Source organism: Promicromonospora sp. NPDC060204 (genome assembly GCF_042728455.1).
Taxonomy (GTDB): domain Bacteria; phylum Actinomycetota; class Actinomycetes; order Actinomycetales; family Cellulomonadaceae; genus Promicromonospora.
The window spans coordinates 1-24,990 of sequence record NZ_JBHWZO010000074.1; the positions used below are offsets into that span (position 1 = coordinate 1).

The 24,990-nt window shown below is 71.3% G+C and carries 13 protein-coding genes; 2 read left to right on the forward strand and 11 right to left on the reverse strand.

The genetic code is table 11. The features are described from left to right. Positions 1-173: 173 nt before the first annotated feature. From ACFWEJ_RS11785 to ACFWEJ_RS11825, 9 genes are all read right to left on the reverse strand, one after another. On the reverse strand, positions 174-1,190 hold the full coding sequence (locus ACFWEJ_RS11785; protein WP_377229391.1) for a sugar phosphate isomerase/epimerase family protein: 1,017 nt from the start codon (positions 1,188-1,190) through the stop codon (positions 174-176). Further along, positions 1,190-3,859 carry a PQQ-dependent sugar dehydrogenase gene (locus ACFWEJ_RS11790; RefSeq protein WP_377229392.1) on the reverse strand — a complete coding sequence of 890 codons (2,670 nt, stop codon included), beginning with the start codon at positions 3,857-3,859 and terminating at the stop codon, positions 1,190-1,192. The genes ACFWEJ_RS11785 and ACFWEJ_RS11790 overlap by 1 nt, the downstream gene beginning before the upstream one ends. Positions 3,860-4,061: 202 nt before the next feature. Further along, positions 4,062-5,063, reverse strand: a complete 1,002-nt coding sequence (locus ACFWEJ_RS11795) for a sugar phosphate isomerase/epimerase family protein (protein WP_377229393.1) — start codon at positions 5,061-5,063, stop codon at positions 4,062-4,064. Positions 5,064-5,119: 56 nt separating this feature from the next. Then, complete coding sequence (locus tag ACFWEJ_RS11800) at positions 5,120-5,743, reverse strand: hypothetical protein (protein ID WP_377229394.1); 624 nt, start codon at positions 5,741-5,743, stop codon at positions 5,120-5,122. Continuing rightward, on the reverse strand, positions 5,740-11,370 hold the full coding sequence (locus tag ACFWEJ_RS11805; RefSeq protein ID WP_377229395.1) for a ThuA domain-containing protein: 5,631 nt from the start codon (positions 11,368-11,370) through the stop codon (positions 5,740-5,742). The genes ACFWEJ_RS11800 and ACFWEJ_RS11805 overlap by 4 nt, the downstream gene beginning before the upstream one ends. A 135-nt stretch (positions 11,371-11,505) precedes the next feature. Then, positions 11,506-12,684 (reverse strand): Gfo/Idh/MocA family protein, encoded by a 1,179-nt coding sequence (locus tag ACFWEJ_RS11810; protein ID WP_377229396.1) that lies wholly within the window; start codon positions 12,682-12,684, stop codon positions 11,506-11,508. A 75-nt stretch (positions 12,685-12,759) separates the two neighbouring features. Then, the gene (locus ACFWEJ_RS11815) at positions 12,760-13,812 is read right to left on the reverse strand and encodes a substrate-binding domain-containing protein (RefSeq protein ID WP_377229397.1); all 1,053 of its coding nucleotides are present in this window, start codon (positions 13,810-13,812) and stop codon (positions 12,760-12,762) included. 62 nt (positions 13,813-13,874) lie between these two features. Next, positions 13,875-14,813: an ABC transporter permease gene (locus ACFWEJ_RS11820; RefSeq protein WP_377229403.1), complete on the reverse strand. Its 939-nt coding sequence runs from the start codon at positions 14,811-14,813 to the stop codon at positions 13,875-13,877. Between the two features lie 35 nt (positions 14,814-14,848). Continuing rightward, positions 14,849-16,390: a sugar ABC transporter ATP-binding protein gene (locus ACFWEJ_RS11825; RefSeq protein WP_377229398.1), complete on the reverse strand. Its 1,542-nt coding sequence runs from the start codon at positions 16,388-16,390 to the stop codon at positions 14,849-14,851. Positions 16,391-16,525: 135 nt separating this feature from the next. On the opposite strand from ACFWEJ_RS11825, the gene ACFWEJ_RS11830 reads away from it, so the two are divergent. Then, entirely contained in the window at positions 16,526-17,647 is a 1,122-nt protein-coding gene (locus ACFWEJ_RS11830) for an ROK family protein (RefSeq protein WP_377229399.1), read from the forward strand. Positions 17,648-17,716: 69 nt separating this feature from the next. Here the strand turns inward: ACFWEJ_RS11830 and ACFWEJ_RS11835 are convergent, their stop codons facing one another. Both ACFWEJ_RS11835 and ligA read right to left on the reverse strand, forming a co-directional pair. Then, positions 17,717-20,752, reverse strand: a complete 3,036-nt coding sequence (locus ACFWEJ_RS11835) for a family 16 glycoside hydrolase (RefSeq protein WP_377229400.1) — start codon at positions 20,750-20,752, stop codon at positions 17,717-17,719. A 188-nt stretch (positions 20,753-20,940) separates the two neighbouring features. Then, entirely contained in the window at positions 20,941-23,232 is a 2,292-nt protein-coding gene (gene ligA, locus ACFWEJ_RS11840) for an NAD-dependent DNA ligase LigA (RefSeq protein ID WP_377229401.1), read from the reverse strand. 157 nt (positions 23,233-23,389) lie between these two features. Between ligA and ACFWEJ_RS11845 the strand changes: the two genes are divergently transcribed. After that, positions 23,390-24,919 carry a flavin-containing monooxygenase gene (locus ACFWEJ_RS11845; protein WP_377229402.1) on the forward strand — a complete coding sequence of 510 codons (1,530 nt, stop codon included), beginning with the start codon at positions 23,390-23,392 and terminating at the stop codon, positions 24,917-24,919. Positions 24,920-24,990 lie beyond the last annotated feature (71 nt).

Here is a 24,990-nt window from a genome sequence, read left to right on the forward strand (position 1 = left end):
TTGGGTCTGGGGGGCTGGTTTTTTTTTAAAACTCCCGGCCCACCCCCGTACCCCCGGGGGAGCCCCGGCCCCAGATTGGGGGGGCGGGCCCCCCCCGGGGCCGCCCACACCTCACTTACCCCGCAGCGAACCCTGCTACGAACCCCGCGACGAACCCTGCCGCGTGCGCCGGGTCAGCAGCGCCTGGCCCGCAGCGAGCGGATCTCGACGTACGACCGCTCGGCGTTGCCGAACGAGTCCACCGGGAAACCGGGCGCGGCCACCGAGGCGGCGTTGTCCTGCTCCCAGATGCCGTGCCGTTGGCCCGAGCCCGCGAGCGCCGACAGGAACTCGGTGTACGGCAGGTCGCCGGCGCCGAACTCCACGATGTCGTACCCACCGGTGTTGGCCGGGTTGGCGTCGCCGTCCTTGAGGTGCAGGAGCGGGTAGCGGTGCGGGTTGCGCTTGACGTAGTCCACCGGCTCGAAGCCCGGGTAGCGGTGCTGCCCCACGAACGCCCAGTAGACGTCCATCTCGAGGAAGACCTTCCTCGGGTCGGTGTTGTCGTAGAAGACGTCGTAGAGCCGCACGTCGGGGTTGTCGGTGGCGAAGCCGAACTCCCCGTCGTGGTTGTGCTGGTAGAACTTCAGGCCGCGGGCACGCGCCGCCGCGCCGAAGCCGTTGAACTGCTCGGCGGCGGCGAGGTAGCCGGCGACCGTGCGGTTGCTGGTGGGCGCCTGCGCGGTGCCCACGTGCTCCATGCCGAGGGTCTCGGCGATGTCGAGCTCCAGCTCCATGTTGTTGGCGAAGTCGGAGATCCCGCGGTGGGAGCCCACGGCCTTCAGCCCGTTGTCGTCGAGCAGCTGCCGGATCTCCTGGGGCGTGATCGCCCCGACCTGGCCCTGCGTGTAGCCGGCGAACTCGACCTCGGCGTAGCCCATGTCGGCGAGCCGCTCGAACACGGTGCGGAAGCCGAGCGAGGAGACCTTGTCCCTGATCGAGTACAGCTGGATGCCGATGTGGCCCGCGGGCACGAGCACGCGGCCCCCGCCCTTGCCCGCGGCGGCTGCCGCGGGAGCGGCCGGGGCGAGCGTCGCCGCGGCGGCGCTGCCCGCGAGACCGGCACCGGCCAGCGTTGCCGCACCCACGGCCACGGTGCCGCCGGCCAGCCTCAGAAAGTTCCTGCGGTTGACGTCAGTGCGTGATTCCATCACTGCTCTCCTTCGGTCCGAGCGGCCCCGGACGGGCCGGCCGAGTTCTGTGCGGCCGCCGGGGGCGTCCCGACGCCCTCGCCGACCATCGTCAGTGCGTCCACGTCGAGGGTGCCGCCCGTCGTCGTGACGTAGAGCGTCCCCGTCTGGTCGCGGTCGCGGAACGACAGGCTGACGTCCTTCCAGGTGCGCGCGTTCACCTTCGCGGTCGCGAACGGCTTGGCCGTGGGCGAGCCCCAGCGGAGCTGGAGCTGCCCCTTGCCGCGCACCGTCGCGGTCACGCTGTCGATCCCGGACAGGCTCACGCGTTCCAGGGCGAGCGAGTCCTTCTTGCCCAGGCCGGCCACGTACGCGCCGGCCGAGGCGGCTTCGTCCTGGACCACCTCGACGCCCGTGAGGGTCGCGTGCTCCGCCTGCTGCAGCTTGGGGTTCAGGCGCAGCGTCGCCTCGCCGGCGGCGGGCGGCAGGCCGTTGGCCCCGTTGTCGGTGTAGGTGATGACGACGGCGCCGTACAGGTGGGCGCCGGCGCCGTGCTCCGGGGAGTTGGGGTCGGTCGGGAAGACGCCGGTGCAGCCGGTACCCGACACCTCGGGGTGCGCGTGCTCGTCGTGGCCGAGGCCGTACGACCAGGCGACCCGCTCGCAGGCGGTCTCGGTGCCGTCCTCGGTGTCGTTCGTGGTCACCTGGAAGGCGACCTCGTCGCCCCAGTCGAAGAAGCCGCCGTCGGCCGGGAAGTCGACGGTGACCTCGGGCGCCTCGTTGCCGACGCTGATCGACGTCGAGGTGAGCGTGCGCTTGCCGCTGCCGTCGGTGACCCGCAGGCGCGCGGTGTAGACGCCGAGCTCGGTGTAGGTGTGCGTGACCTCGGGGCCGGTCAGGTCGAAGGTGCCGTCACCGTCGACGTCCCACTCGTAGGTGAGCGCGTCGCCGTCGGGGTCGCTGGAGCCCGACGCGTCGAAGGCGACCTCGACGGGCGCGGACGGGGACGACTCCGGCGTGGTCGTGAACTGCGCCTGCGGCGCCTTGTTCCCCTCGGCGTGATCGATGCGGTAGAGCCCGGAGTCCGGGTTCTGCCGGAAGAACCCGTCGCCGTACTCCAGGACGTACAGCGAGCCGTCCGGGCCGAACTCGAGGTCGATCGGGTTGTCGTTGATCGGCATGCCCGCGGCGGTGAGCGCCGAGTTCGGGAAGAAGTCCTCGATCTCGCCGACCTCGAACGTGGACCAGTCCACGCTGAACGCGGCGTAGTAGTCCTGGGAGAACTCGCCGAAGAACGCCTTGCCGTCCCAGTACTCGGGGAACTTCCCGGGCGCCGTGCTGTCGGCGTCGTAGTGGTAGACCGGGCCGCCCATCGGCGCCTGGCCGCTGCCCGAGCCAAAGCTCACGAGCTCGTCCCGGGGCTGCTGGCCCGCCGCGTCGCCGTAGTAGAGGGTGGCCGCCCGCGACGGGGGCAGGTCGGTCAGGCCCGTGTTCCAGCGGGAGTTGTTGACGGGCGCGGCGCAGTCGAAGAACTCGCGCGGCGTGGCCGTCTCGAAGTTCCACTCGTTGTACGCCGCGTTCGGTCCGTGGCAGTACGGCCAGCCGGAGTTGTGCGGGTCGTCGAGGCCCACGGCGTTCCACTCCACGTAGCCCATCGGCCCACGGTCCGCGTTCGCGGCGCCGGCGTCGGGCCCGTAGTCGCCCCAGGTCAGGGAGTTGGTCTCCGGGTCCACCTCGATGCGGAACGGGTTGCGCACGCCCATCACGAAGATCTCCGGACGGGTGTTCGCCGTGCCGGGGGCGAAGAGGTTGCCCGCGGGGACGTCGTAGGTGCTGCCCTCGCCCGGCGCGGTGCCGGCTGGGATCTCGTCCTTCACGTCGATCCGCAGGATCTTGCCCCGCAGGTCGTTCGTGTTGCCCGCCCCGCGCCGCGAGTCGAAGCCCGGGTTCATGTTCGGGGCGTCGTTGTTCGGGGCGTAGCCGTTGGCGCCCGGCGTCCCGGCCGGGGTGTTGTCGCCGGTCGACAGGTAGAGGTTGCCCTCGCCGTCGAAGTCGATGTCGGCGCCGACATGGCAGCACTGGCCGCGCTGCACCTCGATGTCGAGGATCGCCTGCTCCGAGTCGAGGTCGAGCGCGTCGCCCGTCCACGTGTACCTGGCCAGGCGGTTCACGCCCACCCACTGGTCCCAGTAGCTCGCGTCCTCGCCCGCCGGCAGCGTGTTGGGCGCGTTGCCCGCCGGGGTGTCTGCCGCGCCGTCGCCGTCCGCGTCGCGCGGCGCGTACACGAGGTAGACCTGGTTGCTCTCCGCGAAGTCGGGCGCCAGGGCGATGCCCTGCAGGCCGTCCTCCGAGTTCGCGTACACGTCCAGGGTGTTGACGACGCGCGTGACGCCCGTGGCCGGGTCGGTCAGCCGGACGTCTCCGTTGCGGGCCGTGTGGAGCACCCGCTGGTCGGGCAGCACCGCCATGTCGATGGGCTCACCGACGTCCTTGGTGAGCAGGATCTTCTCGTAGTTGCCCCAGTCGGTGTCGGCGGCGGCCGCCGCGTCAGCGGTGCCGGTGGTGTCGTGGCCGTCGTGCGCGAACGCCGTCGGCGAGGCCGCGAGCGCCGTGCCGACCAGCGCCGCGGCCGCGAGCGCCGCGAGCGTTCTCTTTGGGCGCGCGTGGGCGCGTGTCTCGATACTCTTCATTCGTGATGCAGCTCCTCGTCGAGTTGGTCACGCCGGCCGGGTCTCGTGCGCATCCCATTCGTCCGGGACCCGGTCCTTGCTGCCCCCGGCGCCGTACGGCGACGCCGGGTCGTGCTCGTCGTTCCTGGTCGTACCTCCCTGTCAGCGGTTGTCAGCGGGTCGAGGACGTCAGCGGGTCGAGGACGTCAGCGCGTCGACGGCGTCAGCGCGTCGAGAACGCGGCGTCGAACGCCGCGTCGGGCGCGTCGTACGCGCGCGAGCGCACGAACTGGAGCGCCTCGGGGGCGCCGACGAGGCGGTCCATGCCGGCGTCCTCCCACTCCACGGAGATCGGGCCGTCGTAGCCGATCGTGTTGAGCATCCGGAACGCGTCCTCCCAGGGGACGTCGCCGTGCCCGGTGGAGACGAAGTCCCAGCCGCGGCGCGGGTCGGCCCACGGCAGGTGCGACGACAGGCGGCCGTTGCGGCCGTTCGTCATGCGCTTCTTCGTGTCCTTGCAGTCCACGTGGTAAATCCGGTCCTTGAAGTCCCAGAGGAAGCTGACCGGGTCCAGGTCCTGCCACACCATGTGGCTGGGGTCCCAGTTGAGGCCGAACGCCTCGCGGTGGCCGATCGCCTCGAGCGTGCGGACGGTGGTCCAGTAGTCGTAGGCGATCTCGCTGGGGTGCACCTCGTGGGCGAACTTGACTCCCACCTCGTCGAACACGTCGAGGATGGGGTTCCAGCGGTCGGCGAAGTCCTGGTAGCCGGCCTCGATCGCGGCGTCGGAGACCGGCGGGAACATCGCCACGTACTTCCAGATGGCGGAGCCGGTGAACCCGATCACCGTCTTGACGCCGAGCTTCGCGGCCAGCCGCGCGGTGTTCTTCATCTCCTCCGCGGCGCGCTGCCGCACGCCCTCGGGGTCGCCGTCGCCCCAAACACGGTCGGACACGATGTCGCGGTGGCGCTGGTCGATCGGGTCGTCGCAGACGGCCTGGCCCTTGAGGTGGTTCGAGATCGCCCACACCTTGAGGCCGTGCCGCTCCAGCAGCTCGAGGCGACCGGCGACGTACTCGTCGTCGTCCCACCGCCACGGGTCCAGGTGGTCGCCCCAGCAGGCGAGCTCCAGCCCGTCGTAGCCCCACTCCGAGGCGAGGCGTGCCACCTCCTCGAGCGGCAGGTCGGCCCACTGGCCGGTGAAGAGGGTGATCGGTCGTGCCATGGTTTCCTCCTGTGCGTGACGATCCGGCGTCGCCGGTCGTGCCCTTCGGTCTTCGGTCACGGGGTGCGCCGGCGCCGGAGCACGGCCGTCGCCGCTCCCGCGACGACGAGCGCGCCCAGCACCCAGCCGGCCCAGCCCGGCAGGCCGCTCGACGCCGTCGAGACGTCGTCCGCGCGTGCTGCCGTGCCTGCCCCGTCCGCCCCGGCGGTGTTCTCGTCGGGCTGCGAGCTGCTCGACCCGGATCCGGACCCCTCCGGCTCTGGCTCCGTCTGCTCGGGCTCCGCCTCCTCGGCGGCGGGCGGTGCCACCACGTCGACCTCGGTCTCGACCTTCGCCTTGGCCGGCTCCTTGACCCGGGCGGTCACCGTCCAGTGCCCCTCGTCGAGCACCGCGGGTTCCGAGCGGTACCAGCCGACGCCCTCCGACGCCGAGACCAGGGTGATCGGGCCCGCCTCGTCACCGGCGTCGGAGACCGCCCGGACCTCCACCACGGCCGACTCCTCGACCGGGTGCTGGTCGCCGGCCCAGACGAGTGCGGCGGAGATGCCGCCGGCGCCGTCCGTGCCGAGCTCGATGTCGATCTTCCCGCCGTGGGCCGACGCCGGCGCCGCGGCGAGGGGCCCGACGACGAGCCCGACCCCCAGCGCCAGCGCCGTACCGAGGCGCAGGAACGTCCTCACACGGCCCCCTGGTTCGTCGTGCACCCGTCCTCGACCGTCACGACGACGAATGCCTTGCCGGAGGGGCTGAGCTGCCAGTCCCCGGCCACGGTCAGCTTGGTCCGAGGTTCCGGCGAGGCGATGACGCGGTAGTCACCGGCCGGGAGGTTCGCCAGGTCACGCGGCTTGCCGTCCGCCTTGCCGTCGACCCAGTTGTGCACAACGTAGCTGCGCACCCCGGGAAGCTCGACCGGATCGATCGACCCACCCGCGTCGCACGTCGCCGCCTTCACCACGACGTCCGGCGTGTTCGGGTCGGGGCACTCCGGCTCGTCGAGCGTCACGAAGAGCACGGCGAGCCCGCCGGGGTTGAGCCTCCAGTTCCCCTCCGCGACGAGGACGTACCCGTCGGCGGGCCGGGCCGCGACCCGGTACCTGCCCGGGGCGAGGTCGCCCAGGTCGGTCACGACGTCACCGGCCCCGCCGTCGACCCACTCCCGCACGACGTAGGACCGGACACCCTCCACCTCGGCGGTGACCAGCGCGCCGCCGGCGACGACCTCGTTGCCCGACCGGTCGTAGGAGCACGTCGGCTGGACGATCTCGACCGCCGGCGTCGCCTCCTCGGCCGCGGGCGCGGCGATCGTGAACCGAAGCGTCTCGCCGACGACCGTGTCGCCGTCCGCCGTCGCCCGCACCTGGACGGTATGGGCGCCGGAGGCCGAGACCTCCACCGGCGCCGTGTACTCAGTCCAGCCGCCGTCGTCGACGTTGACCTCCCGGTACACGGTGGCTCCGGCCGGACCGCCCGTGGCCTCCACGGTGACCGTGACCGGTCCGAGCCACTGCCCGTCCGGGCCGTCCGGCTCGGCCGGTGACACGGTGCCGCTCACCGCGAGCGGCTCGGCGGCGCCGACCACCCGGAAGTGGTCGAACGACGCCGTGGCGACCGACTGTTGGGAAGCGCCGAGCGCGTACAGGCCCACCCGGGCGTCCTGCAGCCCGTCGTGGGTCACGGACTCGTCGAACGCGGTCCACTCCTCACCGTCGGCGCTGTAGGCGCCAGTGAAGGTCGAACCTTCCTTCGAGAGCCGCAGGTGCCACGTGCCGGAGGTGAGACCGTTCACGTTCGGCTGCGGGTCCTGCACCACCGCGTCGACCTCGCTGCGCAGCTCCAGGCGCTGCGCGACGGGGCTGCCCACCGCGTTGTCGGTCACGAGGTCGAGCTTGACGTAGTTGTCGTCGTCGCCGTAGACGATGAGACCGCCCTGCTGGTACTGCTGGTCGAAGTCCGAGCCGTCGACCAGCGTCTCGACCGTCCAGTCGTCCTCCGGCAGGTCCTGCACGACGATGTTCGGCGTGCCGGTGTTGGAGCCGGTGTAGATGTCCGTGGGGGTCGTGTCGATCTCCAGCGCGCCACCGCTCACGCGGTAACCCGTCGGGTCGTCGCGGACGACGTCCCAGCGGCAGGCGTCCAGCGCGTCCCCGTCGAACTCGTCCCCCGGCCCGGGGGCCTCGGCCGTGTCGTCCGGGGTGATGTGGAACCAGTCGAACTGCGCGTCGACGACCTCCGCCGCCGAACCGGTGCCCGCGAGCGCGAAGAGCCCGATCTGCGGGTCGTCGATGCCCGACAGCGACTTGGTCTGCGGCATGGCCGTGAAGTCCACGCCGTCGTCCGAGTACGCCGCCGTCAGGTCCTCGCCGTCGCTGCTGGACAGGCGCACGTACACCGTGTCCGGGTACGCCTGTCCGAGGGCGGCGGTGTTGGAGTCACCGACCTCGTTCGGCACGCCGGCCTCCTCACGGATGTACTGGAAGATGCGCGTGGCCGGGTCGGCGGGTGCCGAGCGCCCCTCGATCACCATCTTGGCGTAGTTGTCCGCGTCGCCGTAGATCAGCAGTCCGGCCTGCTGGTACTGCGCGTAGGCCGGGACGGTCACCTTGGCCGTCGCGGTGAACGGGCCGTCCGGCAGGTCCTGCAGCACGAGGTTCGGCACGGTGGAGTTGCCCGTCCCGTAGAAGTCCGTGACGGCCGCCGGGACGGTGAGCACCCCGTCGGCGACCCGCAGGTCCTGGTTGCGGTCCAGCACGGTCCAGCGGTCCGGGTCGATCTCGTCGCCGAGGAAGTCGTCCGACCGCCCCGACAGGCACAGCGCGGGCTCCGTGACGGTCCCGGTGACCTCCACCATGACGTACTCGACGGCGTAGGCGCCGCCCTCGTCGGTGACGCGCACCTGGAGCCGGTAGGTCCCCGGCTCCTCGTAGGTGTGCTCGAACGCCGTCGTGCCGTCGACGAACCCGTCGCCGAGACCGGCGTCCCAGGCGTAGGTCAGGTCCCCGGTCCCGTCGGGGTCCGTGGCCGTGGCGGACGCCGTCACCGTGAGCGGGGCGTCGCCCGCGACCGGGTCGACCGTGAGCTCGACCTCCGGCCGCTGGTTGTCGGTGACACCGCGGCCCTCGATCTCCATCCAGTTGGCGTTGATGCCTCCCGAAAGCAGGACGAAGTGCAGCGAGCCCGAGCCCGAGGGCACGTCGTGCAGCTCGGTCCCGACGTCGACGTACTGCTGCCAGCCGCCGGTGCCGGGGACCGTGATCCGGCCGATCTCCGGACCGTCCGGGGCGTCCCAGCGCAGCGACACCTCGCCGCCACCACCTTCCGAGGCGGCGCGCAGGGAGATCGAGTCGACCTGGGCCAGGCTCACCGGCTCGTGCGCCCAGTAGTCGCCGGGCTCGATGAAGCCGATGTTCTGGCCGCCGCCGGCGGAGTCGCCCGTCTGCTCGATCTGGACGCCGGGGTCGCCGGCGCCGTCACCGATGCCGTCCACGCGGCCCGTGCCGGTGAAGAACTCCGACTGGACCAGCTTGGGCTGCAGCACCTGCAGGTCGGTCGCCGTCAGGGGTGCGCCGGCGGCGCCGCCATCGTCCGTGTAGAAGCCCTCGATCACCCAGAAGATGTTCGACTCGATGCCGTGGCCCTCGTCCCGGGCGGTCTGGATGACACCCGAGCAGCCGGTCAGCTCCTCGAACGGGTGGGCGTGGGAGTCGTGGCCGAGCGACGTGAACAGCGTGACGTCGTCACAGCTCACCTCGCCGTCGGGGTCGTCGACCGCGATCTCGTAGCGCACCTGGTCGCCCCACTCGAAGAACCCGCCGTTCTCCGGGAACGTGATCGACACCTCGGGAGCGATGTTGCCCACCACGATCGTCACGTTCGCCACGCCAGTCTGCCCGGCCGGGTCGGTGGCGACGAGCTGGGCGGTGTAGCGGCCGTTCTCGGTGTAGGTGTGGGTCGGGTTGGCCTCGGTGCTCGGCGCCGAGCCGTCGCCGAAGGTCCACTGCAGGGTGAGCGGCTCCCCGGCGGGGTGCCGGGTGCCCTCCGAGGAGAACTGCACGGTCAGCGGCGCCAGGCCGTCGGTCACGTCGGCGGACGCCCGGGCGATGGGTGCCGGGTCGCCTTCCACGTAGTCGACCCGGTACACGCCCGAGGTGTCGTTGTTGCCGCCGAAGCCGGAGCCCCAGTCCACGACGTACAGCGCACCGTCGGGGCCGAAGTCGAAGTCCATCGGCCGGTCGAACCCGACGCTCGGGTCGAAGACCCCGGGCAGGACCCGGTTGATGTCCACGAGGTCGTCCCGCTGCTCCCCCGCGAGCTGGAACGAGTACATCCGGCCCTGGTTCCACTCGCCGAACAGCGCCTTGCCGTCCCAGTAGGCCGGCCACTTGGTGTCGGACTCCAGCTCCGGGTCGTAGTCGTAGACGGCGCCGCCCATCGGCGCACCACCGCCCCCGATCTCGGGGAACAGCGGGTTGGTCCCGTAGCCGTACCAGACCTCGGCCTCCACCGCGGGCGGCAGCTGCGTGATGCCGGTGTTGTTCGGCGAGTCGTTCACGGCGCCGCCGGCGCAGTCGTACGCCGCACCCGACTGGCCCGTGGCGAAGTCGTAGGCGCGGTAGGCGTTGTTGGCGCCCGTGCAGTACGGCCAGCCGTAGAACCCCGGCTCGCTCACCACGTTCCACTCGACGGTCCCGGCCGGGCCGCGGTCCGCGTTCGCCGCGCCGGCGTCGGGGCCGTAGTCGGCCACGAGCACGTTGTCGGTCGCCGGGTCGACGCCGATCCGGAACGGGTTGCGGAAGCCCATCGCGTAGATCTCGGGCAGCGTGTCCTCGGTGCCCGGCGCGAACAGGTTGCCGTCGGGGATCGTGTACGAGCCGTCGTCCTGGGGCGTGATCCGCAGGACCTTGCCGCGCAGGTCGTTGCTGTTGGCCGACGTGCGCTGGGAGTCGAAGTTCGCCCGCCCCGACCGCTCGTCCAGCGGTGCGTACCCCTGCGACTCGAACGGGTTCGTGTTGTCGCCGGTGGCCACGTACAGGTTGCCGTCGCCGTCGAAGGCCATGTCACCGCCCGCGTGGCAGCACGTCTGGCGCTGCGTCGGGATGATCAGGACGGTCTCCTCGGACGCCTGGTCGATCGTGCCGGAGCCGGCGTCGTAGTCGAAGCGGGAGACGCGGTTGTGCGGTCCGTCGTCACCGACGTCCTCCGGCGACCAGAACAGGTAGACCCACCCGTTGGTCGCGAAGTCCGGGTCCAGGACGACGCCGGTGAGGCCGTCCTCGTTGGACTGCGTGACCGGCAGCGTCATCGCGGTGCTGGTGGTGTTCGACTCCGGGTCGATCAGCTGGACCCGCCCGTCCCGCTCGACGTAGAAGACGGTGCCGTCGTCGGCCACGTCCAGCATCATCGGGTTGGCGGTGTCCTCGTCGAGGGGCACCATCTCGTAGCTGGCGCTCTGGGTCGCGGCGCAGTCGGAGTCGACGACCCCGGCCGCGGTCTGCAGCCCGCCCAGCAGGTGCTCGAGGAACTCGGGTTCGGCGTACGAGGCGTCGGTGTGGCCGCCGCCGGTGTACCAGGACCTGCCGCCGTCGTAGACCTGGCACCAGGCGGTCGGGTGCTCGGCCCCCATCGCACCCGTCCCGGCGTCGTACGTGGTCTCGTCCAGGGAGGCGAGGACGTGCACCTGGTCGCGCGGGTTGGTGCGGAAGTTGTACCACTCGTCGTGCCGCTCCCACCGCTGCGGCAGGTGGGCCGTGGAGGCGTGGGCCTGGTCCTCGACCTTGACGGTGGCGTCCTGGTTGGCCGGGTGGGAGTTGAAGTAGGCACCCACCAGGTCGCCGTACCACGGCCAGTCGTACTCCGTGTCGGACGCCGCGTGGATGCCGGCGTAGCCGCCACCGCCCTGGATGTAGCGCTCGAACGCGGCCTGCTGCTCCTCGTCCAGGACGTCGCCGGTGGTGGACAGGAAGACCACGACCTCGTAGTCGGCCAGCCCCTCGTCGGAGAAGACGCTCGCGTCCTCGGTGGCGGTGACCGTGAAGTCGTTCGCCGCGCCGAGCTGGGTGATCGCCTCGATCCCCGCGGGGATCGAGCCGTGCCGGAAGCCGGCCGTCCTGGAGAACACCAGGGCGTCGAACGGTTCTGCCGCGGCCGCATCTGCCGCTGTCACGACGGCCGACGTCCCGGCGGCGGCCTCGGCCGGCACGCTCGGGGATGCGACCGAGGGCGCGGCGGCGGCCACCAGGGCGGGGACGCCGAGCGCGGTCACGGCTGCTGCCGCGACCACCGACCGCAGCACGCGGCGGGTTCGTAGCACGTTTCTCACCTGGAGCTCCTCATTGAGTCGGGTCAGTACTAGTGCCTTGCGGTAGTGCTCGTGCACAGGCCTCGTGCGGGGACCGGCCCGAGCCACCCGCTCGAGCCGGTCCGCGGCGCGGTCCGATCCCACCGGTCAGACCAGCGGGACCCACCCCCCTCCGCCGGCGGCACTGCGCTCGACGGCGTCCAGCACCCGCTGGACGCGCAGGCCGTCGGCGAACGACGGCGTCGGCTGCCGCCCGGCGGCCAGGTCACCCATCAGGTCCACGACCTGGTGCGTGAACGCGTGCTCGTACCCGAGACCGTGCCCCGGCGGCCACCACGCGGCGACGTACGGGTGCTCCGGCTCGGTGACGACGATGCGGCGGAAGCCCGCGATCGCCGACTCGTCCGTCGCGTCGTAGTAGTGCAGCAGGTTCATGTCCTCGAAGTCGAAGGCCAGGGAGCCCTTCGACCCGTTGACCTCCAGGCGGATCGCGTTCTTGCGGCCCCAGGCGAAGCGCGTCGCCTCGAAGGTCGCCAGCCCGCCGCCCGACAGCCGCCCCAGGAACACCGCGGCGTCGTCCACCGTGACCTGGCCCGTGCGGCCGGCGTCGGCCACTGCCGACAGGCCCGAGGACGACACCGCCTCCGGGCGCTCGTGGACGAACGTCTCGAGCAGGCCGCTCACCCCGGTGAGCGACTCGCCCGTGACGAACTGCGCCAGGTCCACCACGTGGGCGCCGATGTCACCCAGGGCGCCCGAGCCCGCCTTCTGCTTGTCCAGGCGCCACGACATCGGCGCCTGCGGGTCCGCCAGCCAGTCCTGGAGGTACTGCGCGCGCACGTGCCGCACCTCGCCGATCCGGCCCTCCTGCACGAGCTGCCGGGCCAGCGCCACGGCGGGCACGCGACGGTAGGTGAACCCCACCATCGCGCGCACGCCGTGCTCGGCCGCGGCCTCGGCGGCGGCAGTCATCGCCTCCGCCTCGGCCACGGTGTTCGCCAGCGGCTTCTCGCACAGGACGTGCTTGCCCGCCTCCAGGGCGGCGACCGCGATCTCGACGTGGGTGTCGCCCGGCGTGCAGACGTCGACCAGCCCGACGTCGTCCCGGGTCAGCAGGTCCTGCCACCCGACGACGGCGTCGTCCCAGCCCAGCCGGTCGGCCGCCGCACGGACCGCGGCCCCGTCCCGCCCCGCGACCGCGCGCATGCGCGGCACGATGGGCAGGTCGAAGAACCGCGGCGCCGTGCGCCAGGCCTGCGAGTGCGCCGCACCCATGAACGCGTAGCCGACCATGCCGACGCCGAGCTCGCTCGTTCCTGTACTCATACCGCGCCTCCCCCCACTGTGGTCTCCCCGCCGTGTTGCACGCCCGAGCGGGCGTCGTCCCGATGAGTCACAGCGTCAGGAGTCGAAGCCGATGGGCAGGTACTCCTCGACGTTGTCCGCCGTGACGACGGGCGCGTAGAGCTGCACGGTGCGGGGGACGCCGATCGAGGCGAGGTCGCTGACCGTCTTGTTCTGGGCGATCAGGCGGGCGAACTTGACGCCGTCGGCGGCCTGGGTGGACGGGTAGATGACCGTCGCCTTGACGACGCTCTCCGGGTCCTGGATCTTTTCCATCATGTTGTTGGAGCCGGCTCCGCCGACCAGGAAGAACTCGTCGCGGCCCGCGTTCTCGATGGCGGCCAGGACGCCGATGCCCTGGTCGTCGTCGTGGTTCCAGATGGCGTCGATCTTCGGCTCGGCGGACAGCAGGTTGGCCGTCTGCTCCTCGCCGGACTCGACGGTGAACTCGGCCGCGACGCGCGCGTCGACGTCGAGCCCGCAGTCGTCGAGGGCGTCCTTGAAGCCCTTGCTGCGGTCCTGGGTCAGGGGCAGCGAGTCGATGCCGGCGATCTCGGCGACGACGGCGTCGGGGTTGTCCCCGAGCTGCTCGCAGATGTAGGTGCCGGCGCTGACGCCCATGCCGTAGTTGTCGCCGAGCACCGTGGCGCGGGCGGCGAACGGGCTGCTGAACTCGCGGTCCACGTTGATGACCGGGATGCCCGCCTCCATGGCGTCCAGGGCCACGTCGGTCAGGGCGGCGCCGTCGAACGGCAGCAGCACGATCGCGTCGACGCCCTGGTCGATGAAGCCCTCGATCTGGCTGATCTGCACGTTGACGTCGTTGGTGCCCTCGGCGACCTGGAGGTCGACGTCCTCGTACTTCTCCGCCTCGGCCTTGGCGGCGCTGGTGATGGCACCCATCCAGCCGTGGTCGGCGGCGGGGGCGGAGAAGCCGATGACGACCTGGTCGCCGGGCTCGTCGTTCTCGGTCACCGTGACGGGACCGGTGGCGGTCTCCTCGCTCTCGCGAGGCTCGTTGCTGGTGCAGCCGGCGACGACGAGCGCCGCGCAGGCCGCGGCGACGACGACGCCGGAGACCCGGCGTGTGCGAACAATGGACGAGGTCATCGTGATCTCCCTTGATCCGGGGTGGAAATGCTGGGTTGGCTTGTGGAGGTAGGTGGACGGCGCTAGGTCGTCGAGACGCGCTCGCGCGAGGCGAACCACTGCTGCAGCAGCACGGCGCCCACGATGATCGCGCCCTTGGCGATCGCCTGGACCGAGCTGTCGATGTTGTTGAGGACGAAGACGTTGGTGAGCGTCGAGAAGATGAGGACGCCCAGGACGGTGCCGGTGACGGTGCCGCGACCGCCGGCCAGCAGCGTGCCGCCGACGACGACCGCGGCGATGGCGTCCAGCTCGTAGAGCGTCCCGTTCGTGGAGGACCCGGCGGTGGTGCGGGCCAGGATCATCACGCCGCCGATGCCCGCCGCCAGGCCGGAGAGGCCGTACAGGTACAGGGTGTGGCGCTTGATCTTGATGCCCGCCAGGCGCGACGCCTCGGCGTTGCCACCCACCGCGACGGTGCGTCGCCCGAACGTGGTCCGGTTGAGCAGGAACCAGCCGGCAGCGGCGACCACGACGAAGATCCACACGATCACCGGCAGGCCCAGGGGCTTGGCCTGGAAGACGTCGAAGAACGCGTCCACCTCGACCACCTGGGTCTGCCGGCCGGCGATGATCTCGGCGAGTCCGCGGGCCGCGGCCAGCATGGCCAGCGTCGCGATGAACGCCGGGACCTTGCCGTACGCGATCAGCGCGCCGTTGATGAGTCCTGCGGCGAGCCCGACGGCCATCGCGGTGACCGCGATGACCCACCAGCCGTAGTCCTCGGCCGCGTACTGGGTCGCCAGCGTCGAGGCCCAGATCGACGCCAGGCCGAGCACGGAGCCGACCGAGAGGTCGATGCCGCCAGACGTGATGACGAACGTCATACCGATGGCCACCACACCCCACACCGCCGCGAGGCTGAGGATGGTGGTGAGGTTGCCGAAGCTCCAGAACCGCTCACCGCCGGTCACCACACCCACGACGACGAGCAGGACGAGGGCGAGCACGAGCCCACCCATCCGCAGGGCTGGGCCGGTGAGGCCCGATCGTGCGCTCACGCCACACTTCCTTCCATGACCAGGTCGAGCACGGCGTGCTCGTCGATTTCGCGGGCGGGACCCTCGTGGACCGCCTTGCCGTCGGAGATGACCAGCACGCGGTCGGCGAGGCCGAGCACCTCCGGGATCTCGCTGGACACGACGATCACGGCGGCGCCGTCGTCGGCCAGGCGGCGGATCAGGTTGTAGATCTCGGAGCGCGCGCCGACGTCGACGCCCCGGGTGGGCTCGTCGAGCAGGAGGACGCGGCAGCCGTGCACGAGCCAGCGCGCCAGCAACGCCTTCTGCTGGTTGCCGCCGGACAGCGTGCGGGCGCTCCGCTCCACCCCGGCGGGCCGCAGGTCGAGGGCCTCGACCTGCTCGCGCGCCGCAGTGCGCTCGGCGCCCTCGTCGAGCAGCCCGCCGCGCGCCATGCGCGAGAAGGTCGACAGGGTGATGTTGCGGTAGACGGGCTCGTCCAGGAGCAGGCCCTGGCTCTTGCGCTCCTCGGGGCACAGGCCGATGCCCGCGGTCACGGCGGCGTCCACCGCCCCGGTGCGCAGGCGCTTGCCGCCCACGCGCACACTGCCGGAAGTCGCCCGCCGGGCGCCGTAGATCGTCTCCAGGATCTCGGAGCGACCCGAGCCGACCAGGCCCGCGAGGCCGACGATCTCGCCGGCGCGCACCGTGAGGGACACGTCGGCGAAGACGTCGCCGAGCCCGAGGCCCTCGACCTCCAGCACCGGGTCCGCGTCCTCGGCGACGCCGGGACGGTCGGGGAACGCGTACTCGACCGACCGGCCGGTCATGAGCTGGATCAGCTCCTTGGTCGGGGTGTCCGCCACGACCAGGCTCTCCGCGACCGTCCGGCCGTCCTTGAGCACGGTGATCCGGTCGCCGAGCTGGCGGATCTCCTCCAGCCGGTGCGAGATGTAGACGACGGCCACGCCGTCGGCGGTGAGCTCGCGCACGATGCGGTGGAGGTTGCCGACCTCCTCGGAGTCCAGCACGGCGGACGGCTCGTCCATGATGACCACGCGCGCGTCGCGGGACAGCGCCCGGGCGAGCTGCACGATCTGCTTGCCCGCGGCGGGCAGCGAGCCCACGTCACGGTGCGGGGAGATCTCCTTGTGGCCCAGCCGGTCGAGGATCTTCCGGGTGTTGCGGGCCGCCTCGGACCGGCGCGTGACGCCGCCCGTCGCGAGCTCGTGCCCGAGGTAGATGTTCTCGGCGACGGTCAGGCCGTCCACGACGTCGAGCTCCTGGTAGATCGTCGCGATGCCGAGCCGCAGGGCGGCGACGGGGTTCGCGATGACGACCGGCTCCTCGTCGATCAGGATCTCGCCCGCCGTGGGCTGGTGGGCTCCGGCCAGCGTCTTGATCAGGGTGGACTTGCCCGCCCCGTTCTGGCCCAGCAGGCAGTGCACCTCGCCGGGACGGACCTCGAGGTCCACGCCGTCGAGCGCACGCGCGCCAGGGAATTCCTTCACGATGCCGCGCATCCGCAGCAGGGGCTGCTGCGCCGGCTGCTCTGTCGGTTGGGGGTCCGCGTCGACCATGTATCGAACGTAGTTGGACTTTTGGCGACGGTCAAGCAAAAGTCGAGACTTCGCCCGCCATGATTGACTAGGCACATGGTGGAAGTGGCACGGGAAGTATTCCAGCAGGTACCCAAGGTGTCTGGAGCCGGGGACATGTTCCAGCTCCTGCGCGACGGGCGGCCCCGCACCCGGGCGGATCTGGCGGCCGTCACGGGGCAGGCGCGGTCGACCGTCGCGGCGCGCATCGACCTGCTGATGACGGCGGGTCTCATCGCGCCCGCGGGCGAGGCGACGTCGACCGGCGGACGCCCGCCCGCGACCTTCGCGTTCGCCCCGTCCGCCCGGGTGGTGCTGGGGGTGGACCTCGGCGCGACGCACGCGCGGCTCGCCCTGACCGACCTCGCCTCGACGATCCTGGCGCAGCGCGACCTGCCGCTGCTCATCACGGACGGGCCGGACCTCGTGCTCGACCGCGTGGCCGAGACGGGCGCCGAGCTGCTGCGCGAGGCGGGCCGCACCACCGGCGAGCTCGCCGGCGTCGGCGTGGGCCTGCCGGGCCCCGTGGAGCACGCGACCGGCAAGCCGAACAACCCGCCGATCATGCCGGGCTGGGACAACGCGGACGTGCCGGCGATCCTCGGTGCCCGGTTCCACGCGCCCGTGCTCGTGGACAACGACGTGAACATCATGGCACTGGGCGAGCACCGCGCGGCCTGGCCCGACGTGGCCGACCTGCTGTTCGTCAAGGTCGCCACCGGCATCGGCGCCGGCATCATCGCCGACGGCGCGCTGCGGCGCGGCGCGCAGGGCTCCGCGGGCGACATCGGGCACGTCGCCGTGCCCGGGGTCACCGACATCGTGTGCCGCTGCGGCAACGTCGGCTGCCTGGAGGCCATCGCGAGCGGGCAGGCCGTGGCGAGCCGCCTGGAGGGCGCGGTCACGCCCGCCGACGTCGTCGCCCTGGTCCGGGCGGGCGACGTGGCCGCGAGCCAGGCCGTGCGCCAGGCGGGCCGGGACATCGGCGCGGTGCTCGCCACCAGCGTCAGCCTGCTCAACCCGTCGATGATCGTGATCGGCGGCATCCTGGCCGACGCCGGCGAGCACATCGTGGCCGGCATCCGTGAGGTCGTCTACCAGCGGTCCCTGCCCCTGGCGACGCAGCACCTGCGGATCGTCACGGCCCGCACCGGCACGCAGGCGGGCGTGCTCGGCGCGAGCGCCATGGCCGTGGACCAGGCTCTGTCGTCGGAGGCCGTGGACCGCCTGGTGGCGTGACCCCACTCCCCCGCAACGTGTCAGACGCTCAGGCCCCTCCAGGGACCTGAGCGTCTGACGTCTGTGGGGCTAGCTCAGGTCCTTGACCCGGACGTCGCGGTAGCTCACCGCCTCGCCCTGACCGTGGTTCTGCAGGCCGATGAAGCCCTGGGCGAGGTCGCGCGCGGGGTCGGTGCTGACGAAGTCGTTCACCAGCTCACCGTTGAGGAAGACCTTGATCGTCTGCCCCTCCACCCGGATCTCGTAGGAGTTCCAGGACCCGACCGGCTTCAGCGCCCGCTCCACGACCTCCGGGTCCGCGCCCTGGAAGGTGTAGATCGCACCCGTGGTGCGGTCCGGCTCGTCGGTGGCGTCGATCTGGATCTCGTACCCCTGGTTGACGGCGATCCACGGGTCGTTGCCCGGGTCCGGGAAGCCGACGAAGACGCCGCCGTTGTCGTCCTTCTTGAGCTTCCAGTCGAGCTTCAGGCTGTACTCGTGCAGCTCCGTGGAGTGCCAGAGCAGACCCATGCCACCGCTCCCGCGGATCGTGCAGTCGGCCTGACGGCCGAACGAGCCCGGGCCGGCCATGTTCCAGCCGTCCAGCGAGGCCAGCGTGCCGTCGAACAGCGCGGTGTAGCCACGCTCGTACCGCTTCGGCTCGCAGATGTCGGCGGCCCCGCCACCGACCTTGAGGAGGTCGAGGTTGACGTTGCCGTCATCGTCCTCGTCGTACCGCAGGGTGATGGTGTTGACCCCCTTGCGCAGGTCGAGCGACCGGGTCGCCGTCGCCCAGGTCTTCCAGTCTCCCGTGGACTCCAGCGCCCACGGCTCGACCTCCTGGCCGTTGACCAGCACCGACACCTTCTTGGTGCCCTGGAACGGGTTGGGGCCGTTCGAGTAGCGCAGGCTCACGGGCTGGGCGCCCGCGCGCTTGACGGTGGTGGTGAAGGTCGCGGACGCGCCGACCTGGCCGAAGCCGGCCGCGAACCCGGAGCCGGAGTAGCCGTTGTGCTCGTTGGCCACGTTCGCGCTGCCGCGGAGCGTCGCCTCCTCCGCTTCCTGGAACCCCGCAGGCGCCTTGTAGCCCGGGATCGCGTTGAGCGTGTACCAGGCCTCCGTGTTCCACAGCTCCCGACCTTCCGCGTCCGCGAACGGGCGCGGGCTGCGCAGGTGCACCACGTAACCGGGCTGGCGCCCGTCCACGGTGAGCGTGACCTTCTTGCGGTCCCGGGACACCGTGGCGCCCGAGACGAACAGCTGCTGCTCGTCGACCTTCGGCCCGCCGTAGGCGCGCGTGGGCACGTAGCGCCAGTGGTCCATGCGGAACGCCGCGTTCGGGTTCTCCGCGATCTTGGCCACCGTCTCGGCCGACAGCGGCTGCGTGTACTCGATCTCGAAGCCCTTCTTCGTGACCCGCATCTCGGTCATGTCGAAGGCGTCCTCGCCGTTCGGCGTGAGCTTCTGCAGGCCGTAGCGCAGCTTGCCCGGCTCGCTCCAGTTGCCGCCCTCGCCGATGCCGCCCACGTACAGGGCGCCGTCGGGCCCGACGACGGTGCGGTTGACGCCCGCCTCCAGACCCGCCGAGTGCCGGAAGACCGCGCCCTGGTACTCGCCGTCGACCTTCTCCAGGAAGCCGCGCTGCAGCCCGCCGTAGGTGACGTCGCCGAACACGAGCTGACCCGCGTACGGGCCCTCGGTGAGCTGCACCGGGGAGCTCGGCGAGTTGCCGATCTCGTTCTGCGGCACCCACAGCGCCGGGGCGGAGACGGGCTGGGCGTCGTACGGGCCGGACGGGTTGGTGAAGTGGTTGAAGAACTTGCCCTGCTCGATGTGCACCAGCTTGGAGCTGGGCAGCCAGGCGCCCTGGTTGTCCATGACGAACAGCTCGCCGTCCGGGCCCTTGACCATGCCGTTCGGCGTGCGCAGGCCGCCCGCGACGAACTCGACCTCGCCGGTCTCGCGGTCCACCTTGATCGCTGTGCCGCGGTTCTGGGCGGGCTGCGGGTCCGTGGTGGCGCCGCCGTTGTTGATGGCCACGGAGAGGTTCACGTAGAAGCTCTCGTCGTCGTACAGCAGGCCGAAGGCGAACTCGTGGAAGTTGCCGCCGAACGGCCACTCGGCCACGGTGCGGTGGTCGTCGTAGAAGCCGTCGCCGTCCGGGTCGGTGAGCTCGGTGAGCTTGTCCCGCTCCGAGACGTAGATCGACTCCCCGATCACGGCCACGCCCATCGGGTTGAACAGGTCGGTGGCGACCTTCTCGTACGTGACCTGGTCCTTCGAGGTCGCGCCGGTGACGTTGTCGAGCAGGAAGACCTCGCCGGGCTCCGGGTCCTCGACCCAGCCGCCGGGGCTCACCGAGCCGGCCGTGACCACGGCGAGGCGGTCGTCGTCGGTCCAGTCGAGGCCCGAGACCATGGGCTCGAAGCCGTCGGGGCGCAGGTCGGTCAGGGTGTAGCCCGGGTACACGGAGTCGAGGCGCATGCCGTCACCCGCGGTGTCGCCCTGGCCCTCGCAGTACTTCGTGCCGGGGGCCGTCACGCGCACGACGTCGGCCTCGGTGCTCAGCACGCTGGACGGCACGACGACGAAGTCGCTGGTGCCCGGCGTGCGCCACTCCAGCTTCAGGATGTTGTCGTTCGTGTTGTCGAAGTACTCCACGCGCAGGTCGTGGTACCCGGTGGTGAGCGCGACGGTGCCCTCCTTCGAGGACTCCCCGTGCAGGCCGTCGTGGTCGATCACGACGGCGTCGTCGATCACCAGGCGCGAGCCGTCGTCGCTCGTGAGGCGGAACTCGTAGTTGCCGTCGGCCGGCACGTTCAGGTTGGCCAGCGCGTGCGCGATGAAGCGCTCGCCCATCCCGAAGTCGGCCTCGGTCGAGTAGTCGATGGTGGGCTTGAGCTGGTCGACGTTCGGCGTCTGGCCCGAGCGGAGCGTGCACAGCTCGCTGAGGTCGCGGGCCAGGTCGTAGGTCCGCAGCGTGACGCCCGGCTCCTGGGGCGGGAGGTCGTCGACCGCCGCCGTCGCGGCGGGGACCGTCCCCGCGAGCGTTACCGCTGTCAGTGCCACGGCCGCCGCGGCTGCGGCGGCCTGTCTCGTGCGGGTTCTGGTTCCACGTTGACGCATGAGCTCTCCTCGGTCGGCGTTGACCTTGCGGCTAGAACCTACGAGGACTTCTGTCGGGCGTCAAGCAAAAGTTGTCAGGTGTTCAGCGTTACCGGGATATCGCCTTCTTTCGGGTATGCGCACAGGCACCTCCGCGCCGGCCGGGGCGCCGTCGACCCGGCCGGTGTGGAGGTCAGGAGACCACCGACCTACAGCGCCCCCGGGCCGCCCTCCAGCAGCGCCTTGAACCCGTCCTCGTCCAGGGTCGGGATCTCCAGGGCCTCGGCCTTGGCCGCCTTGGTGCCGGCGTTCTCCCCCAGCACCACGTAGTCGGTCTTCTTGGAGACCGACCCGGAGGCCTTGCCGCCCGCGGCGATGATGGCCTCCTTGGCGCCGTCGCGCGTGAAGTCCACCAGCGAGCCGGTCACCACGACCGTGAGGCCCGCCAGCGGGCCGGTGGGCTCCGTGTCGGCCTCGGCCATCGCCGCCGGCCCCGGGTGCCCCGGCGTCTCGAGCCGCACGCCGGCCGCGCGCCAGGCCGCGAGGATCCCCTGGTGCCACTCCACCGCGAGCCAGGCCTTGATCTCGGCGGCGATCACGGGTCCCACGCCCTCGACAGCCGCGAGCTCCTCCTCCGACGCCGCCTCGATCGCGTCCACCGAGCCGAACCAGCCCGCGAGCGCCCGGGCCGCGACCGGCCCGACGTGCCGGATGTTCAGCGAGACGAGCATGCGCCACAGGTCCTTGGTCTTGGCGCGCTCGAGCTCGTCCAGGAGCTTGGTCGCGTTGGCCGACGGCGCCCACTCCGGCAGGGTCTCACCCGCCTCCTCGGCGGCGGCCCGCTGCGTCTTGCCGTACGACAGCTTGCGGCGGAACGGGGCACGGCGGCGCACCACGCCGTCGTCGTCCATCTTGGGCAGGCCCGTCTCGGAGTCCCGCACCACGGCCTCGATGGGCAGGAGCTGGTCGAGCGTGAGCGAGAACAGCTCGGCCTCGGTGACCAGCGGCGGCGTCTCGGGCATGTCGGGGTGGGTGAGCGCCGCGGCGGTCACCTCGCCGAGGGCCTCGATGTCGAGGCCGCCGCGCGACCCGATGTGCTCGACCCGCCCGCGCACCTGCGCGGGGCAGGACTCCGCGTTCGGGCAGCGCAGGTCGACGTCGGCCTCCTTCATGGGGCGCAGGGGCGTGCCGCACTCGGGGCAGTTCGCCGGCATGACGAAGTCCTCGCGCGGGTAGCCGTCGTTCGCCAGCGCCGTCACCGGCCCGAGGATCTCGGGGATGACGTCGCCCGCCTTGCGCAGCACCACGACGTCGCCGATGCGCACGCCCTTGGCCTTCACCACGTCCTGGTTGTGCAGCGTGGCCTGGCGCACCGTGGAGCCGGCGACCTTGACCGGCTCCATCACGGCGTACGGGGTGGCCCGGCCGGTGCGGCCCACGCCGACCTGGATGGCGAGCAGCCGGGTGTTGACCTCCTCCGGCGGGTACTTGAAGGCGATCGCCCAGCGGGGCGCGCGGCTGGTCGAGCCCAGCTTGCGCTGCTGCTCCAGGGCGTCGACCTTGAGCACGATGCCGTCGAGCTCGTGCTCGATGTCGTGCCGGTGCTCGCGGAAGTACTCGATCATCTCGAGCGCGCCGTCCAGGCCGGGGATCACGCGGTTGTGCGGGGACACTGCGATGCCCCACCGGTCGAACAGCGTGTACGCGTCGGACTGCCGCTCCAGCTCGGTGTGCTCGCCGGCCTGCCACTGGAGGGCGCCCACCCCGTGCGCGTACATGCGCAGGTTGCGGCTCGCGGTGACCGACGGGTCCTTCTGGCGCAGCGAGCCGGCGGCGGTGTTGCGCGGGTTGGCGTACGGGTCCAGGCCCGCCGCGACCAGCTTCTCGTTGAGCACCGCGAAGTCGGCGGTGGCCATGAAGACCTCGCCGCGCACCTCGATGAGGTCGGGGTGGTCGGCGGGGTCGCCGGCGAGCTGCTGCGGGATCGACGCGATGGTGCGCACGTTCGCCGTGACGTCCTCGCCCGCGCGGCCGTCACCGCGGGTGACGCCGCGGACCAGCCGCCCCTTCTCGTACACCAGGGAGATGGCCAGACCGTCGATCTTGACCTCGCACAGCAGACCGGGGGTGTCGGTGCCGAGGTCGCGGTGCACCTTGTCGGCCCAGACCCCGAGCTCCTCCGTGCTGAAGGCGTTGTCGAGCGACAGCATGCGCTCGATGTGCTCGACGGTGGCGAACCCCGCCGTCGCGGCGCCGCCGACGCTCTGCGTGGGCGACTCCGGCGTCACCAGCGCGGGGTGCGCGGCCTCGAGGGCCTGCAGCTCGCGCATGCGCACGTCGTACTCGGCGTCGGACGACACGGGCGCGTCGTCCTCGAAGTAGGCCCTGCGATCCTCCTCGATCTGGGCGACCAGCTCCGCCCATCGGCGCTGCGCCGCCGCCTCGTCGCCTGCGTCGGCCGGTCCCGGGATGCCTGTCGTCTCGCTCACGGACACAATCATGGCTTGAACCACTGACATCCGAGCGGTGACCTGTGGACGCCTGCGCCGAAGATGCTGCCGACCTGGCCATTCACCAGGATCCGCCCCCTATCGCGCACGAGCGGGTCCCGCTACCATTCGAGCAAAATGCCGCAAATCTACTGAGAGCAGGGGTCCCTTGAAGATCGCCGTCGTCGGTGCCGGGTTCGCAGGTCTCGCCACCGCGAAAACCCTCCGCGAGTTCGACCACGAGGTCACCGTCTTCGAAAAGGCGCCGGACGTCGGCGGGGTGTGGAGCGCGACCCGTCGGTACTCCGGCCTCCGGACGCAGAACAACAAGGATTCGTACGCTTTCTCGGACCTGCCGATGCCCCGCGACTACCCCGAGTGGCCCACCGGCGAGCAGGTCCAGGCCTACCTGGAGCGGTACGTCGCGAAGTTCGAGCTGCGCCCCTACCTGCGCCTCGCGACCGAGGTCGTGCGCGCCGAGCTCACCGACGCGGAGGACGGCTGGATGGTGACGGCGCGCCGCATCGGCGCCCCCGTCTCGTCGCCCGAGCGGTTCGACCACCTCGTGGTCGCCAACGGGATCTTCTCCGACCCGGTCTTCCCGCAGTACGAGGGCTACGCGGACCTGGTCCGCGCGGGCGGCAAGCTCGTGGCCTCCAGCCAGCTCAACAACCTGGAGGACGCCCGCGGCAAGAACGTCGTGGTGGTCGGCTACGGCAAGTCGGCGTGCGACGTCGCCGCCGAGATCGGCGTGGTCGCCGAGTCCACCACCGTCGTCGCCCGGCGTCTGCTGTGGAAGATGCCCAAGCGCATCGCCAACTCCCTGAACATGAAGTACCTGCTGCTGTCCCGCCTCGGCGAGGCCCTGTTCAAGTACCAGGAGCTGGACAACGGCATGGAGCGGTTCCTGCACGGCCCCGGCGACAAGGTGCGCGCGAGCATGCTGTCGAGCATCGGGTCGGTCGCGACCTGGCAGTTCAAGCTCAAGAAGCTCGGGCTCGTGCCCCGGGGCGAGTTCGCCGACATCGCCAACAGCACCGTGTCGCTGTCCACGGACGGGTTCTACGAGCAGGTCGCGAGCGGCGCCATCAAGGTGCACCGCGACACCGAGATCCAGCGCTTCGAGGCCGACGGCGACCGCCCGGTCGCGGTCCTCAGCGACGGCGCCCGGATCCCCGCCGACCTCGTCGTCTGCGGCACCGGCTTCCACCAGCGCGTGCCGTTCCTGGACGACGCCGTGTCCGCCCGCCTGCTGGACGAGGACGGCAACTACAAGCTCTACCGCCAGATCCTGCCCGACGGCGTGCCGAACCTGACCTTCGCGGGCTACAACTCGTCGCTGTTCTCGCCGCTGTCCGCCGAAGCCGGCGCGATCTGGATCGCCGCGTACCTGGCCGGCGTCGTCGAGCTGCCGTCAATCGAGGAGCGCCGCAAGCACGTCGCCGAGCGCGTGGCCTGGATGGAGCAGCGCACGGGCGGCAAGCACGCCCGCGGCACCAACGTCATCCCGTTCTCGATGCACCAGATCGACGAGACCCTGGACGAGGCCGGCGTGAACATCAGCCAGCGCGCCCAGGCGGTCCAGTGGCTCCTGCCGATCGACCCGTCCGTCTACAAGAACGTGGTGCCGCGCCTGAAGGAGAAGATCCGCGCCCAGGCGCCCAAGGACCGCGTCGGCTCGGACTCGTCCGTGGGCTGACCACCACCTCTACCCTCAGGCCGTCCTTCTGCGACACAGTCAGGACGCACCGCGGGCCCGGCCGGGAGATC

Excerpts from the sequence above, each read along its gene's own strand:
- ACFWEJ_RS11785 (WP_377229391.1), bottom strand. The coding sequence starts at position 1,190 with ATGGAATCACGCACTGACGTCAACCGCAGGAACTTTCTGAGGCTGGCC.
- ACFWEJ_RS11790 (WP_377229392.1), bottom strand. The coding sequence starts at position 3,859 with ATGAAGAGTATCGAGACACGCGCCCACGCGCGCCCAAAGAGAACGCTC.
- ACFWEJ_RS11795 (WP_377229393.1), bottom strand. The coding sequence starts at position 5,063 with ATGGCACGACCGATCACCCTCTTCACCGGCCAGTGGGCCGACCTGCCG.
- ACFWEJ_RS11810 (WP_377229396.1), bottom strand. The coding sequence starts at position 12,684 with ATGAGTACAGGAACGAGCGAGCTCGGCGTCGGCATGGTCGGCTACGCG.
- ACFWEJ_RS11815 (WP_377229397.1), bottom strand. The coding sequence starts at position 13,812 with ATGACCTCGTCCATTGTTCGCACACGCCGGGTCTCCGGCGTCGTCGTC.
- ACFWEJ_RS11820 (WP_377229403.1), bottom strand. The coding sequence starts at position 14,813 with ATGGGTGGGCTCGTGCTCGCCCTCGTCCTGCTCGTCGTCGTGGGTGTG.
- ACFWEJ_RS11825 (WP_377229398.1), bottom strand. The coding sequence starts at position 16,390 with ATGGTCGACGCGGACCCCCAACCGACAGAGCAGCCGGCGCAGCAGCCC.
- ACFWEJ_RS11830 (WP_377229399.1), top strand. The coding sequence starts at position 16,526 with ATGTTCCAGCTCCTGCGCGACGGGCGGCCCCGCACCCGGGCGGATCTG.
- ACFWEJ_RS11835 (WP_377229400.1), bottom strand. The coding sequence starts at position 20,752 with ATGCGTCAACGTGGAACCAGAACCCGCACGAGACAGGCCGCCGCAGCC.
- ligA (WP_377229401.1), bottom strand. The coding sequence starts at position 23,232 with ATGATTGTGTCCGTGAGCGAGACGACAGGCATCCCGGGACCGGCCGAC.